The following is a 14,285-nucleotide window of genomic DNA, read 5'->3' as shown; positions in this document are numbered from 1 at the left end:
GCAGGTCCGTGCGTACCCGACTCCTCCCGCTCCTCATCGTCCTGCTCGCCGGGGTGCTGCTCGCCCTCGGCGTCCCGCTCGCGGTGATCACCGCGGGGGCCGCGCAGCAGAAGGTGGTCATCGACCGGATCGATGACGCGGCGCGGTTCGCCTCCCTCGCGCAGTTCGTCACCGAGCGCTCCGGCGCCGCCGCCGAGACCTCGGGCGACGAGGGCGAACGCCGCGCCACCCTCGCCGCGGAACTCGACCGCTACCACGACCTCTACGGCATCCGGGCCGGGGTCTTCCACCGCGACCGCACCCCGATGGCCGCCGCCCCGCGCGGCTGGCACGTGGCGCGCGACGGTATGGGCGCGCAGGCGTTCAAGGAGGCGCTGGCCGGGCACCGCAGCCACGACCCCGACCAGATCTGGCCCTGGGACGACGCCGGCCGCATCCCGGTCGCCTCGCCCGTCATCCGCGACGGTGACGTCGTCGCGGTCGTCGTCACCGACTCGCCCACCGGTCAGCTGCGCCACCGCATCCTGCGCGGCTGGCTGCTGATCGCCGCCGGGGAGTGCGCGGCGATGCTCGCCGCCGTCGCCGCCGCGTTCCGCCTCACCGGCTGGGTGCTGCGGCCGGTGCGGGTCCTCGACGCGGCCAGCCACGACATCGCCACCGGCCGGATGAAGTCCCGGGTCGCCCCCACCGCGGGACCGCCCGAACTGCGGCGTCTGGCGCGTTCGTTCAACGAGATGGCCGACCACGTCGAGGACGTCCTGGAGCAGCAGCGCGCCTTCGTCGCGGACGCCTCCCACCAGCTGCGCAACCCGCTCTCCGCGCTGCTGCTCCGCATCGAGCTGCTCGCCCTGGAACTCCCCGAGGGCAACGCCGAGATCGCCTCCGTGCGCACCGAGGGCAAGCGGCTCGCCCGCGTCCTCGACGACCTCCTCGACCTCGCGCTCGCCGAGCACGCCGCGGCCGACCTCCAGCTCACCGACGTCGCCGCCCTCGCCGCCGAGCGGGTCGGCTCCTGGCGCCCGCTCGCCGACGAGAAGGGGGTGCGCCTGACGTACGGGGGGCACGCGGCGGTCACCGGCTGGGCCGACCCTGTCGCCCTCTCCAGTGCCCTGGACGCGATCGTCGACAACGCCCTGAAGTTCACCCCGCCCGGCGGCCCGGTCACCGTCACTGTCGCCCCGCGCGGCGACGGCGTACGGATCACCGTCGCCGACGGCGGACCCGGCCTCACCGACGACGAACTCGCCCGGATCGGCGACCGGTTCTGGCGCAGCGGCCGTCATCAGAACGTCTCCGGCTCGGGGCTGGGCCTGTCCATCAGCCGTGCGCTGCTCGCCGCGGGCGGCGCCACGCTCCGCTTCGCCCCGCACGTCCCGCACGGTCTCCAGGTGCGGGTGACGGTGCCGCGGGACGCCCCGGACGGCGGGTGAGACGGGGCCACGGGGCGGCGCCACGGGGCGGGCCCGTTCCGGCGCGCGGGGGCTGTGCTACTGTGAATGGTGTTGCAGTTGTGGTACCCATGAACGTCGTGTGCGCCCGGAGGCTGGTAGCCCCGGGCGTTCCGTGTTTTTACCGGAATCCTCCGGTGTCGGGCACTCATCTCGGCGACAGGGAGTCCGCGCAGTGCGGGCTCCGTGCCCCATGAAGGAGAAAATTATGGCTTCCGGCACCGTGAAGTGGTTCAACTCGGAAAAGGGCTTCGGCTTCATCGAGCAGGACGGCGGCGGCCCCGACGTCTTCGCCCACTACTCGAACATCCAGGCCCAGGGCTTCCGTGAGCTCCTCGAGGGCCAGAAGGTCACCTTCGACGTGACCCAGGGCCCGAAGGGCCCGCAGGCGGAGAACATCATCCCCGCCTGACGCCCACGCGTCTCGCGGACGGGGCCCGCACCGGCCGGTGCGGGCCCCGTCCCGTCCCCGCGGGGCGCCGAGCGCACCGCCGCCCGCCGGCGGACGGTCCGCATGCCGTGACCGTCCGGCCCCGCCCCACCGCGCACCCGTACGCCTCGTGTCCCGAGTGCCGTCCCACGGGGGAGTGCGCGGTCGACACGACCACGCCTCACCTCACCCGAAGGGTCTTCAGTGACACGAGCGACCGCTCCGCGACGCAGCGCCGCACCCCGTACGCCGTCCCCCAGGACGCCCGCCCCCGCCCCCGTGGCCTCCTTCGCGGAGCTGCCGCTGGCCCCGGAGCTGCTGACCGCGCTCGGCGCGCAGGGCGTCACCGAGCCGTTCCCCATCCAGGCGGCGACCCTTCCCGCGACGCTCGCCGGGCGTGACGTCCTCGGCCGGGGCCGCACCGGCTCGGGCAAGACCCTCGCCTTCGGCCTCGCGCTGCTCAGCCGCACCGCGGGCCGCCGCGCCGACAGCAAGCGGCCGCTGGCGCTGGTGCTCGTTCCCACCCGCGAACTCGCCGGGCAGGTCGCCGACGCGCTCGCCCCGTACGCCAAGGCGGTCGGGCTGCGGACCACCACCGTCGTCGGAGGGACGTCGATCAACCGGCAGACCGACGCGCTGCGCCGCGGCGCGGAGGTGCTGGTCGCGACGCCCGGACGGCTCGCCGACCTCCTCGACCGGGGCGCCTGCGCCCTCGACCAGGTCACCGTCACCGTCCTCGACGAGGCCGACCAGATGACCGACATGGGCTTCCTTCCGCAGGTCACCCGGCTGATGGAGAAGGTCGACCCGAACGGTCAGCGGATGCTGTTCTCCGCCACGCTCGACCGCAATGTCGACAAGTTGGTCCGCCGCTTCCTCAGCGACCCGGTCACCCACTCCGTGGACCCGTCGGCCGCCACCGTCACGACCATGGACCACCACGTCCTCTACGTCGACGACACCGACAAGCGCGCCACCGCCACCGAGATCGCCGCCCGCGAGGGCCGCGTGATCATGTTCGTGGACACCAAGCGCGGCGCCGACCGGCTCACCAAGCACCTGCTCGCCCAGGGCGTGCGCGCCGCCGCGCTGCACGGCGGCAAGTCGCAGCCGCAGCGCAACCGCACCCTGGAGCAGTTCCGCACCGGCCACGCCTCGGCGCTGATCGCCACCAACGTCGCCGCCCGCGGTATCCACATCGACGGCCTCGACCTCGTCGTCAACGTCGATCCGCCCACCGAGGCCAAGGACTACCTGCACCGCGGCGGCCGCACCGCGCGGGCCGGGGAGTCCGGCACCGTCGTCACGCTCGTCACCCCCGGACAGCGCCGCGACATGACCCGGCTGATGCGCCAGGCGAAGATCACCCCGGACACCGCCACGGTCCGCCCCGGCGACACCGAGCTGATACGGATCACCGGGGCCCGGACGCCCTCGGGCGAGCCGGTCCAGCTCGCCGCGCCCGCCCCGCAGCAGCCCGCCCGTCGGCGCCCCGCGGGCGGCGGACGGCGCAGCCCCGCCGGTGGCGGCGGAGCGGGCGGTGGCGCGGCAGCCGGCCGCCGCCGGCCGCGCCGCAGCCGCTCGGGCCGCCGCCCCGGCGGAGCGCCCGCCGCCTGATCCGGACGCCCCGGGGCGGCGCGGCCCGTGAGGGATACGGCCCGCGCGCCCCGGACGGCCCGGCCCGGCCCCGGTTGTCACACAGCCGGGACCGGGCCGCGCCGCTTTCAGGGCTTCTCGGACACGTAGTACCGCCGCGCGCCCCGGTGCAGCGCCAGCGGGTCGGTGAAGACGGCCGTCCGCAGGTCGACCTTCTGGGCGGCGTGCACCTCCTCGCCGATCGCGTCCCGGCTCCGTATCACCGTCCGGGTCATCGCCTCGGTCAGCGCCGCGTCCTGGCGGTCGGTGGTGACCAGCAGATTGGCCACCGCGATCGTCTTGACGCCCTGGCCGTGCTGGGCCCGGGGGTAGGCGTCGGCCGGCATCACGGCCTCCCGGTAGTAGCGCGACTGCCCGCCCTGACGGTGCAACGCGGCGGCCAGGTCGCCCAGTTGCACCAGCCGGACGGGGAAGCGGGCCTCCAGGTGCTGCACCGCGGTGGTCGGCAGCCCGCCGGACCAGAAGAACGCGTCGAGCTTCCCGTGCCGCAGCAGCGCGGGCATGGTGTCGATACCGGCACGCACCGGGCGGATGTCGCGGTCGAAGTCGAGGCCCGCCGCCGCCATCAGCCGCCGGGTGATCAGCTGGACGCCCGAACCGTCGGAGCCCACCCCCACCCGCAGTCCGCGCAGATCCTTCGCGGACCGCACCCGCGACCCCTCCGCCACCACCAGCTGCATGTAGTCGTCGTAGAGCCGGGCGCAGGCGCGCAGCGAGCGGGCGCCCGGCTCGCCGCGCTCCCGGTACGCGGCGACCGCGTCGGCCGTCGCGATGGTGAACCCCGCGCGCCCGGAGGTCAGTTGGCGCAGGTTGTCGATGGAGCCCTCGCTGCGGGCCAGCCGGACGTCCAGCTGCGGCATGTCCCGGGCGAGGTCCTGCCGCAGCAGTTCGCCGTAGCGCGCGTACACCCCGGTGGGGACGCCCGTCGCCAGGGTCACGGTGCCCCGGGGGGACGGGGCGCCGCCCAGAGGCAGCAGCCACCACGCGAGCAGCGCGAGCGCCACCGCGGCGCAGGCCACGGCGGGCAGGGGGCGGCGCAGGGCCCCGGCGAGGCGCCGGGGGAGTGCGGAGAGCGACGAGAACGCCGGAAACATGACCGGAATCCTGCCAGGGCGTGTCCGGAAGGGGGAGGGGTGCGGGCCGGACGGTCGCGGGGCGCGTGCCCCGTCCACCGGGCGGTGCGGGCGCCCCGCCCCCAACGCCGGTGCGGGCCAAGGCCGTCACAGGGCGATCACGGAGCCATCACGAGGCAACGGGGATGCAACCGGAAGGCGGCTTCCGGGTGTCCCCTTGGGTGATCTTCCGCTCTCCGGGGTGCGACGCGGCCCGTGGAGCGCCGGATCGCACCCCCGCGGCGGGGGACGGGGGCGGTGCCCGGTGGGCCGGGCGCCGTACGCACGCAACGACAGACCGATACCGATCTCCAGGAGGCCGAGTGCGTAAGCGCACCAGGGGAGCGATAGCCACGGGCGTGGGAGCCGTCGTCGTGGGGGCGCTCGCCGTCACCGCGGGCGCCGTCACGTCCGGTGGTACCGACCCCGGCAGCACCCCCCGGGCAGCCGCCGGGAAGACCGTGCTGAAGGAGGACTTCAACGGCGACGGCTACGACGACCTGGCCGTCGGCGCCCCCGGGACGTCGGGCAACGCCGGGTACCTCACCGTCGTCTACGGCTCCGCGCACGGACCGGACCCGAGGACCCGCACCGTCATCGACGCGCAGACGCCCGGCATCCCCTCCGTCGAGGGCCGCTTCGCGGACACGCTGGTCGCCCGTGACCTCGACGGTGACGGCGTCACCGACCTCGCCGTCCTCGTGGCGGGGCAGGAGGACACCCTGCTCGCCCTGTGGGGCACCAAGGGCAAGGGGATCAGCGGTGCGGGCGCCGCCGTGCTCAGCCACGCGGACAAGGCCGTGGGCGGCGACTTCGACGGCGACGGCCACCAGGACCTCTTCACCACCGCGTACGGGCAGGAGCAGCGCGCCGAGCTGCTCCAGGGGCCGTTCACCCGGGCCGGTGAGCCCGCGCGGAAGCAGACCGTGTCGGTGGCCGACGGCGACTCCGAGACGCTGTCCCTGGCCGCCGGCGACTTCAACGGCGACGGCGCCGACGACGTGTACGTGGCCCGCGCCATGGAGGAGTCGGCCCGGCCCGGCGCCCTCCTCCTCGGCGGTCCGAAGGGGCTGACCAAGCAGACCGACAAGGGCCCGCAGGCGCTCCCCGCCACCGTGGGCGACTTCAACGGCGACGGCCGCGCGGACCTCGCCTGGCGTGAGGCGCCCGGCGGCATCGTCGAGGGCCCCTGGACCGACTCCGGCACCGTCAAGGTCCGCTACGGCGCCGCCTCCGGTCTCGGCAGCCGCACCGACACGTTCACCCAGGCCACGCCCGGCGTGCCCGGGGCGAACGAGGAGGGCGACGTGTTCGGCGCGTCGCTCTCCGCCGGTGACACCGACGGCGACGGCTACGACGAACTGGCCGTCGGCGCCCCCGGCGAGGCCATCGGCACCAAGGCCAAGGCCGGTTCGGTGGTGCTGCTGAAGGGCTCGGCCGAGGGGCTGACCGGCACCGGTTCGCTCGCCTTCAGCCAGGACACCCCCGGTGTGCCCGGCGTCGCCGAGGCGGGCGACCTGTTCGGCGCCGCCGTGCGGCTGCTGGACACCGACGGTGACGGCCACGCCGATCTGACGGTCTCCGCCTCCGGTGAGAACGCCGGCCACGGCGCCGTCTGGTCCGTACCGTCCGGCGATCCGGGCCGCGGCGGTGTGAGGTCCTTCGCCCCCGCCGACGTCGGCGCCCCGCAGCGCCCCGCCCTCTTCGGCGACACCTTCAACGGCTCCACCCCGTCCCCCTACTGGGGCCTCGACGCGAGCTGACACCCCCGCGCCCACCGGCCCCCGTCCGTACGCCGGCGGGGGCCGGTGGCGTGTCCGGGGGTGCGGTGCGGCGGCCCGTACGGTGTCCCAGAAGGGCATGGGGCGTACGGGGCGGGTGTACGGCGCGGGGCGCGCGGCCCAGGTCTCCGGGCACCCGTGCGCAGCGGTGCCGTCCGCCGTCCGGCCGCCCCGTGCGGGCCCGCGCCGTCAGTCCGCCCGCAGGTCCACGACGACCTTCACGTCCTCCGGGCCCTTGCGGAGCGCGTCGGCGAAGCCGCTCATCGGGACGCGGCGGGTCAGCAGCCGCTCCAGCCAGGCACGGTCGGCCCGCGCCAGCGCGTCGGCCGCCTGCTCGTAGTTGCGGCGCGCGGCGTTGACGGAGCCGAAGAGCACCGCGTTCTTCAGCACGATCTCCTTGTTCAGCAGATCCGCGCCGACGGGCACCGTCGCCGTCGCCGAGGAGAGCCCGGTCAGACAGATGACGGCGCCCGGGGTGACGATCCGGGTCAGCGGGCCGATCAGCGGGCCGTGGCCGGTGCACTCGATGACGACGTCGGGGCGCACGCCGAGCGTGTCGGGCGTACCGGTGTGGAACGTCGCCCCCAGATCCGCCACCAGCCCCGGCTTCGGTCCGCTGTCGTTGAGGTCCAGCACATGGACCTCCAGGCCCCGCTGCACCCCCAGCAGCGCCGCGAACAGCCCGACAGGACCCGCGCCGGTCACGAGCGCCACCTTCGGGCGGCCCGCCGTCCGGGTGAGCATGCGTTCGGTCTGCTCCCACGCCTTGGCCAGCACCGACACCGGCTCCAGCAGCACTCCGCAGTCCGCCAGGGCCGGATCGAGACGGACCGCGAACTCCGGTGGCAGGCTCCAGAGTTCCGCACCGTAGCCGTGCAGCTCCTTGATGCCGCGCTCGGTGTAGCGGCCGTTGCGGCAGAAGTCCCACTGGCCGTCGGCGCACGCGGCGCACGGCTCCGGGTCGGGCCGCCGCACGATGCCCGCGACGCGGTCCCCCGGGGCGAACCCCGAGCCCTCGGGCGCCGTCAGGACCGTGCCCAGCGACTCGTGCCCCACGACCAGCCGGTCCTGCCCCGGTGGCGGCGCCCCGTACCCCTGCTCGACGATGTCGGCGTCCGTCCCGCAGATGCCCAGCAGGTCCCCGCGGACCAGGAGGGCGTCCGGGGCGGGGTCGGGGTCCGGTGCCTCGGCCACCCGCACCTGCGCGGGAGAGCCGGGCACCACCGTGATGGCCCGCATGCTGCCGCCTTCCCGTGGCGCGGCTGCTCAGCCGCCGCCCCACGCGTCGATCCGGAACCAGCCGGTCCGTAACAGCGTGCCGTGGCCCGCACCGCCCCGCAATCGCGGCCGCCCGGCGCCGTACGGACAGGTTTGGGCGCCGGACGGATCAGGAACCTCTGCTGAGCGCGCGGCCCCCGCGCGCGGGCGACGACCGTGGCGTGGAGGCAGGACGTGGTACAGGGCTTCTCCCGGGAACCGGGCACCGAAGGACCGCTCGACGAGGTGCCGCCCGCCGGACTGCGCACGATCCGGCGCTGGGCGTCGGTGATCGCCCTCGGCGGCTTCCTCTTCGGCTTCGACACCGGAGTCGTCTCCGGCGCGCTGCTGTTCATCAGGAAGGACTTCGGGCTCGACGCCGCCGAACAGGGCGCCGTGGTCAGCGTCCTGCTCATCGGCGCGATGGCCGGGGCGCTCGGCGCCGGACGCCTCGCGGAACGGCTCGGCCGCCGCAAGGCCCTCGCCCTGGAGGGCACCGTCTTCCTCATCGGCACCGCCCTCGCCGTCCTCGCCCCCGGCTTCGGCGTGCTGCTCGTTGCCCGGGTGGTGCTCGGACTTGCGGTCGGCGCCGCCTCCGCGACCGTCCCCGTCTACCTGTCGGAGATCTCCCCGCCCGACATCCGCGGCCGGGTCCTCAGCGCCAACCAGCTCATGATCACCGTGGGCATCCTCGTCGCCTACCTGATCAACCTGGTCTTCGCCGGCAGCGGGAACTGGCGCGCGATGTTCGCGGTCGGCGCCGTCCCCGCCGTGCTGGTGGTGGCCGGCGCCGCGCTGCTGCTGCCGGAGTCGCCGCAGTGGCTGATCCTGCACGACCGGCCCGACCGGGCCCGGAAGATCATCGCGTCGGTCACCAACGACGCCACCGCCGACCGGCTGCTGGAACGCGCCCGGCAGCGCCGCGCCCGCCACGCCTCCGCGGAGTCCGGCACCACCAAGGGCGCCGGACGGCGGGCCCTGCTGGCCCCGGCGGTGCGGCCCGCGCTGATCGTCGGCCTCACCCTCGCCGCCGTGCAGCAGTTCGGCGGGATCAACACGATCATCTACTACGCCCCGACGATCATCGAGCAGACCGGTCTGACCGCCTCCAACTCGATCTTCTACTCGGTCTTCATCGGCGTGGTGAACCTCGCCATGACCCTCGTCGCGATCCACCTGATCGACCGCTGGGGACGCCGCCGCCTGATGCTGATCTCCCTGACCGGCATGTGCGTCACACTCGTCCTGCTCGGGCTGTCCTTCGTCGCCGGCTGGGGCTCGGGGATGCCGCTGATCTTCATGCTGCTCTACATCATCGCGTACAGCGGCGGGCTCGGGCCGGTCTTCTGGGTGCTGGTCGGCGAGCTGTTCCCGCCCGCCGTCCGCTCCCGCGGCTCCAGCGTCTCGACCACCACGAACTGGGCGTCCAACTTCGTCGTCGGGCAGGCGTTCCTGCCCGTGGTCCAGGCGATCGGCCAGGGCCCGGCCTTCTGGATCTTCGCCGCGGTCTGTGCCGGCGCGCTCCTCTTCGTCGCCCGCTTCGTCCCCGAGACCAAGGGCCGCACCTACGAGGAGGTCGACGCCGCGCTCCGGTCCCGCTTCCACCGGCGCGCCCCGGCCCCCGCGCGGTGAGCAGGGAGCGGGGCGCGCCCCCGCGCTCCGGGGCGCATCCGGGGGCCCGCCGCGCCGGCGTCGCCCGCGACCGGATCAGGGCGGCGGCCTGGCCGCTGCTCCAGCAGACCGCCGCGGTGACCGCCTCCTGGGTGGTCGCCACCCACCTCGTCTCGCACCATCAGCCGTTCTTCGCCCCCATCGCCACCGTCGTGGCGCTGAACGCCTCCCGCGGCGAGCGCGGCTCCAACGCCGTACGGCTGCTCGTCGGCGTCGTCGTCGGCATCCTCGCCGGTGAGGCGGCGCTGTTCCTCCTCGGGCACGGCGCCGCCGCGCTCACCGTCGCCACCTGTGCCGCGCTGGTGGCCGCCCTGGCGCTCAGCGACGAACGGATCGTGCTCGCCCAGGCCGCGGCGAGCGCCATCCTCACGGTGGCCACCGGGGTCCGCGGCTCGGGGATCGACCGGCTCACCGACGCCCTCATCGGCGCCGGAGTCGCCCTCCTGGTCAGCCAGGTCCTCTTCCCCGCCGAACCGATCGCCCTGCTGCGCCGCGCCGAGACGGCCGTCCTGCGCACCCTCGCGGACGCGCTGCGCCGCACCGCCGACGCCCTCACCCGTGGCGACACCCGCCCCGCCCAGGAAGCGGCCCGCCTGCTGACGGACGCGCACGAGCCGCTCGCCGAGGTCGCCCGGATGCGCGAGGCGGGCCACCACGCCGCACGGCGCACGGTCCGATGGTGGGGGCGCACGGACGACATCGCGCGCGAGGTGGCGTACGCGGGGGAGTTGGCGCCCCTCACCCACAGCTGCTTGGCGCTGATCCGGGTGGCGGCAAACACCCCCGCCGCCCGCCGCGGGCCCGTGGTCCGCGCCGTCGCCGTCTTCGCCGACGCGGTGGCCACCCTCGCCGCCGCCCCCGGCGACCACGCCACCCGCAGGGGCGCGGCGGAGGAGGCGCGGACCGCCGTCCGCGACCTCATCCGGGACGAGGCCGGCGCCCCGTACCCCGAGCGGCTGGCGACGGGCGCCGCCGCCCGTGCCGCCGCCACCGATCTGATGCGCTTCGCCGGCGTCGCCCCCGACCAGCTCCGGGACGCCGCCTTCGCCCCCGGCGCCGCCCCGCTCGACCTGCCCGCCCCGCCGCCCGCCCCGCGCGGTCTGCCGGGGCTGCCGCCGCGCCGGGCCCGCCGCTGACCGGCGCGGCCCGCCCCGTGCGGGCCCCGTCCCGTCGGTGCGGGGACACCCGCTCCCCGCACCCCCTTACCCTTGGGGGGTGACCAGCAGCAGTGACCGGAGTTGTGACGTGGGCGTTGAGCGAAGCTACGAGATCCGCACCTACGGGTGCCAGATGAACGTCCACGACTCCGAACGGCTCTCGGGCCTCCTGGAGGACGCCGGCTACGTCCGCGCCCCCAAGGACGCCGACGGCGCCGACATCGTCGTCTTCAACACCTGCGCGGTCCGCGAGAACGCCGACAACCGCCTCTACGGCAACCTCGGCCAGCTCGCCCCCAAGAAGGCCGCCCGCCCCGGCATGCAGATCGCCGTCGGCGGCTGCCTCGCCCAGAAGGACCGCGACACCATCGTCAAGAAGGCCCCCTGGGTCGACGTGGTCTTCGGCACGCACAACATCGGCAAGCTGCCCGTCCTGCTGGAGCGCGCCCGCGTCCAGGAGGAGGCGCAGGTCGAGATCGCCGAGTCCCTGGAGGCGTTCCCCTCGACGCTGCCCACCCGCCGCGAGAGCGCGTACGCCGCGTGGGTCTCCATCTCCGTCGGCTGCAACAACACCTGCACCTTCTGCATCGTCCCGGCGCTGCGCGGCAAGGAGAAGGACCGCCGGCCCGGCGACATCCTCGCCGAGATCGAGGCGCTGGTCTCCGAGGGCGTCTCCGAGATCACCCTCCTCGGCCAGAACGTCAACGCCTACGGCTCCGACATCGGCGACCGCGAGGCGTTCTCCAAGCTGCTGCGCGCCTGCGGGAAGATCGAGGGCCTGGAGCGGGTCCGCTTCACCTCCCCGCACCCGCGCGACTTCACCGACGACGTCATCGCCGCCATGGCCGAGACCCCGAACGTCATGCCGCAGCTGCACATGCCGCTCCAGTCCGGCTCCGACCGCGTCCTGAAGGCGATGCGCCGCTCGTACCGCCAGGAGCGCTTCCTCGGCATCATCGAGAAGGTCCGCGCCGCCATGCCGGACGCCGCGCTCTCCACCGACATCATCGTCGGCTTCCCCGGCGAGACCGAGGAGGACTTCGAGCAGACCCTCCACACGGTCCGCGAGTCCCGCTTCGCCCAGGCGTTCACCTTCCAGTACTCCAAGCGCCCCGGTACCCCCGCCGCCGAGATGGACGACCAGATCCCCAAGGAGGTCGTCCAGGCGCGGTACGAGCGCCTCGTCGCCCTCCAGGAGGAGATCTCCTGGGAGGAGAACAAGAAGCAGGTCGGCCGCACCCTGGAGGTCATGGTCGCCGAGGGCGAGGGCCGCAAGGACGACGCCACCCGCCGCCTCTCCGGCCGCGCCCCCGACAACCGCCTCGTCCACTTCACCCGCCCCGAGGAGCCGGTCCGCCCCGGCGACATGGTGACCGTCGACATCACCTACGCCGCCCCGCACCACCTGCTGGCCGAGGGTCCCGTCTCCGCGGTCCGCCGCACCGCCGCGGGCGACGCCTGGGAGCGCCGCAACGCCGCCCCCGCCGCCAAGCCCGCCGGCGTCATGCTGGGCCTGCCCACCATCGGCGCCCCGGCCGCCGCCCCCGCCCCGACCGGCGGCTGCGGCTGCGACTGAGGGATGCGCCCGGGGCGGCCGCACCGCCGCGCCGGGCGGACCCCGCGTGCCGGGGCGGGCCTCGCGGGGCGGCCCGTCGCGCCCCCTGAGGAGCCCCGCCCCGCCGCGGGACGCCCCCCATGGCGGGCCCCCGCTCCGCGACGGCGGGCCTCCCGCCCCGGCCGGACACGCGTCCCCCACCGGCTCCCCTGCAAGCTCACGGCGTGCCCGGATGCCCGCCCGGCCTCCGGTCCGCCCCACCCGGACGCGCGGCCCACGGCGGCCCCGCCCCGGCCGGACACGCGTCCCGCGGCGGGAAAGACCGAGGACCGCGGTCCGGCTGGGTGCCGTCCCCCCTGCGGGCTACGCTGCCTGCCATGCTCGTAGCCGCCGCCCTGTGCCCGTGCCCGCCCCTGCTCGTCCCCGAGGTCGCCGCCGGCGCCGCCGGTGAGCTGGACCCGCTCCGCGCCGCCTGCCGGGAGGCCGTCGGCGCCCTCGCCGCCGCCCGCCCCGACCGGCTGGTCGTCGTCGGCCCCACCGACCCGGCCGGACAGGGCCCGTACCCGCAGGGCGCCACCGGCTCGTTCCGTGGCTTCGGCGTGGACCTCGACGTCGCCCTGGGCACCGCGCCGCACCCGGCCGGGCGCCCGCTGCCGCCCTCGCTCGCCGTCGGCGCCTGGCTGCTCGCCCACGCCGCCCCCGTCGGCGCCCCCGTGACCGGCCTGGGCGTGGACACCGCGCTCGCCCCCGGGGACTGCCTGGAGGCGGGCCGCGAGCTGGCCGCGTCCGCCCCCCGGGTGGCGCTCCTGGTCATGGGCGACGGCAGCGCCTGCCGCACGGTCAAGGCCCCCGGCTACCTCGACCCCCGCGCCGCGGACCACGACGCCGCCCTCGCCCGCGCCCTGGGCGACGCCGACACCGAGGCCCTCGCCGCCCTCGACCCCGAGGAGGCCGCCTCCCTGAAGGTGACCGGCCGCGCCCCCTGGCAACTCCTCACCGGCGCCGCCCGCGCGAGCACCCCGCTCCGCGGCACGCTCCGCCACGACGAGGCGCCGTACGGGGTCGGGTACTTCGTGGCCGACTGGCGATAGGGGGCGCCCCGCCGGACGCCGTCCCCGGTCCGCCCCGTGCGGACCGGCCCCGGGCCCCGTCCACCGGCGAGGTTTGGGAGACTGGCTCCGTGAACACCGCAGTCCCCGCTCCGCGGGTCATCGCCGTCGTCGGGCCCACCGCGGCCGGGAAGTCCGATCTGGGGGTCGCGCTCGCCGCGCACCTGGGCGGCGAGGTGATCAACGCCGATTCCATGCAGCTCTACCGCGGTATGGACATCGGCACCGCCAAGCTCACGGAGGCGGAGCGGCAGGGCGTCCCGCACCACCTCCTCGACATCTGGGACGTCACCCGCGCCGCCAACGTCGCCGAGTACCAGCGCCTGGCCCGTGCCGAGATCGACCGGCTGCTCGCCGAGGGCCGCACCCCCGTCCTCGTCGGCGGCTCCGGGCTCTACGTACGCGGCGCCCTCGACGCCCTGGAGTTCCCCGGCACCGACCCGGAGGTCCGCGCCCGCCTGGAGGCCGAGCTGGCCGAGCTGGGCAGCGGCGCCCTGCACGCCCGGCTCGCCGCCGCCGACCCGGAGGCCGCCCGCGCGATCCTGCCCGGCAACGGCCGCCGCATCGTGCGCGCCCTGGAGGTCATCGAGATCACCGGCCGCCCCTTCACCGCCAACCTCCCCGGTCACGACGCCGTCTACGACACCCTCCAGATCGGCGTCGGTGTCGGGCGGCCGGAGCTGAACGACCGCATCGCCCGCCGTGTCGACCGCATGTGGGAGGACGGACTCGTCGCCGAGGTACGCGCTCTGGAGGCCGTCGGACTGCGCGAGGGCCGCACCGCCTCCCGCGCCCTCGGCTACCAGCAGGTCCTCGCCCACCTCGCCGGGGAGTGCACGGAAGCGGAAGCACGCGAGGAGACCGTACGGGCCACGAAGCGGTTCGCCCGGCGGCAGGACGCGTGGTTCCGCCGCGACCCCCGGGTCCACTGGCTCAGCGGCGCCGAGGTCGACCGCGCGGAACTGCCGCGGCACGCGCTTTCCCTCGTCGAACGACCGGTCACAGCCTGATCACGTCATGGCATCGGGACGCTCCGCCCGTCATCGGGGCCCCGGAGCGCGTGTCATCATCAACCGTCGATCGAGCGTGCAGTCAGCAGTGGGGAGGGC

Annotated in this window: 11 protein-coding genes; 9 read left to right on the top strand and 2 right to left on the bottom strand. The window is 75.5% G+C overall.

The window, feature by feature from the left end:
- Nucleotides 1-8: 8 nt before the first annotated feature.
- The 3 genes from ACZ4M8_RS28840 to ACZ4M8_RS28830 all read left to right on the top strand — a co-directional run bounded on the left by ACZ4M8_RS28840 (nucleotide 9) and on the right by ACZ4M8_RS28830 (nucleotide 3,495).
- On the top strand, nucleotides 9-1,430 hold the full coding sequence (locus ACZ4M8_RS28840) for a sensor histidine kinase (RefSeq protein ID WP_467612599.1): 1,422 nt from the start codon (nucleotides 9-11) through the stop codon (nucleotides 1,428-1,430).
- Between the two features lie 226 nt (nucleotides 1,431-1,656).
- Nucleotides 1,657-1,860, top strand: a complete 204-nt coding sequence (locus tag ACZ4M8_RS28835; RefSeq protein WP_033267390.1) for a cold-shock protein — start codon at nucleotides 1,657-1,659, stop codon at nucleotides 1,858-1,860.
- A 222-nt stretch (nucleotides 1,861-2,082) separates the two neighbouring features.
- Entirely contained in the window at nucleotides 2,083-3,495 is a 1,413-nt protein-coding gene (locus tag ACZ4M8_RS28830) for a DEAD/DEAH box helicase (RefSeq protein WP_467612596.1), read from the top strand.
- A 107-nt stretch (nucleotides 3,496-3,602) separates the two neighbouring features.
- Here ACZ4M8_RS28830 and ACZ4M8_RS28825 read toward each other — a convergent pair whose 3' ends face one another.
- Entirely contained in the window at nucleotides 3,603-4,628 is a 1,026-nt protein-coding gene (locus ACZ4M8_RS28825) for a TAXI family TRAP transporter solute-binding subunit (RefSeq protein WP_467612593.1), read from the bottom strand.
- A 341-nt stretch (nucleotides 4,629-4,969) separates the two neighbouring features.
- On the opposite strand from ACZ4M8_RS28825, the gene ACZ4M8_RS28820 reads away from it, so the two are divergent.
- Nucleotides 4,970-6,409 carry an FG-GAP-like repeat-containing protein gene (locus tag ACZ4M8_RS28820; protein ID WP_467612590.1) on the top strand — a complete coding sequence of 480 codons (1,440 nt, stop codon included), beginning with the start codon at nucleotides 4,970-4,972 and terminating at the stop codon, nucleotides 6,407-6,409.
- 207 nt (nucleotides 6,410-6,616) lie between these two features.
- Here ACZ4M8_RS28820 and ACZ4M8_RS28815 read toward each other — a convergent pair whose 3' ends face one another.
- Entirely contained in the window at nucleotides 6,617-7,666 is a 1,050-nt protein-coding gene (locus ACZ4M8_RS28815; protein ID WP_467612587.1) for a glucose 1-dehydrogenase, read from the bottom strand.
- A gap of 213 nt (nucleotides 7,667-7,879) precedes the next feature.
- On the opposite strand from ACZ4M8_RS28815, the gene ACZ4M8_RS28810 reads away from it, so the two are divergent.
- From ACZ4M8_RS28810 to miaA, 5 genes are all read left to right on the top strand, one after another.
- Entirely contained in the window at nucleotides 7,880-9,316 is a 1,437-nt protein-coding gene (locus ACZ4M8_RS28810; protein WP_467612701.1) for a sugar porter family MFS transporter, read from the top strand.
- A complete protein-coding gene (locus ACZ4M8_RS28805) occupies nucleotides 9,313-10,491 on the top strand; it encodes an FUSC family protein (protein ID WP_467612584.1) in 1,179 nt (392 codons plus the stop codon). Before ACZ4M8_RS28810 ends, ACZ4M8_RS28805 begins: the two co-directional genes overlap by 4 nt.
- A gap of 109 nt (nucleotides 10,492-10,600) precedes the next feature.
- On the top strand, nucleotides 10,601-12,088 hold the full coding sequence (miaB, locus tag ACZ4M8_RS28800; protein WP_467612698.1) for a tRNA (N6-isopentenyl adenosine(37)-C2)-methylthiotransferase MiaB: 1,488 nt from the start codon (nucleotides 10,601-10,603) through the stop codon (nucleotides 12,086-12,088).
- 356 nt (nucleotides 12,089-12,444) lie between these two features.
- Complete coding sequence (locus ACZ4M8_RS28795) at nucleotides 12,445-13,158, top strand: class III extradiol dioxygenase subunit B-like domain-containing protein (protein ID WP_467612581.1); 714 nt, start codon at nucleotides 12,445-12,447, stop codon at nucleotides 13,156-13,158.
- Nucleotides 13,159-13,247: 89 nt separating this feature from the next.
- Nucleotides 13,248-14,186: a tRNA (adenosine(37)-N6)-dimethylallyltransferase MiaA gene (miaA, locus tag ACZ4M8_RS28790; RefSeq protein WP_467612578.1), complete on the top strand. Its 939-nt coding sequence runs from the start codon at nucleotides 13,248-13,250 to the stop codon at nucleotides 14,184-14,186.
- Nucleotides 14,187-14,285 lie beyond the last annotated feature (99 nt).

This window comes from Streptomyces sp. NPDC027185 (assembly GCF_055567035.1).
Note: the sequence above shows the minus strand (reverse complement) of the source record. Positions and strands in the feature narration are given on the sequence as shown.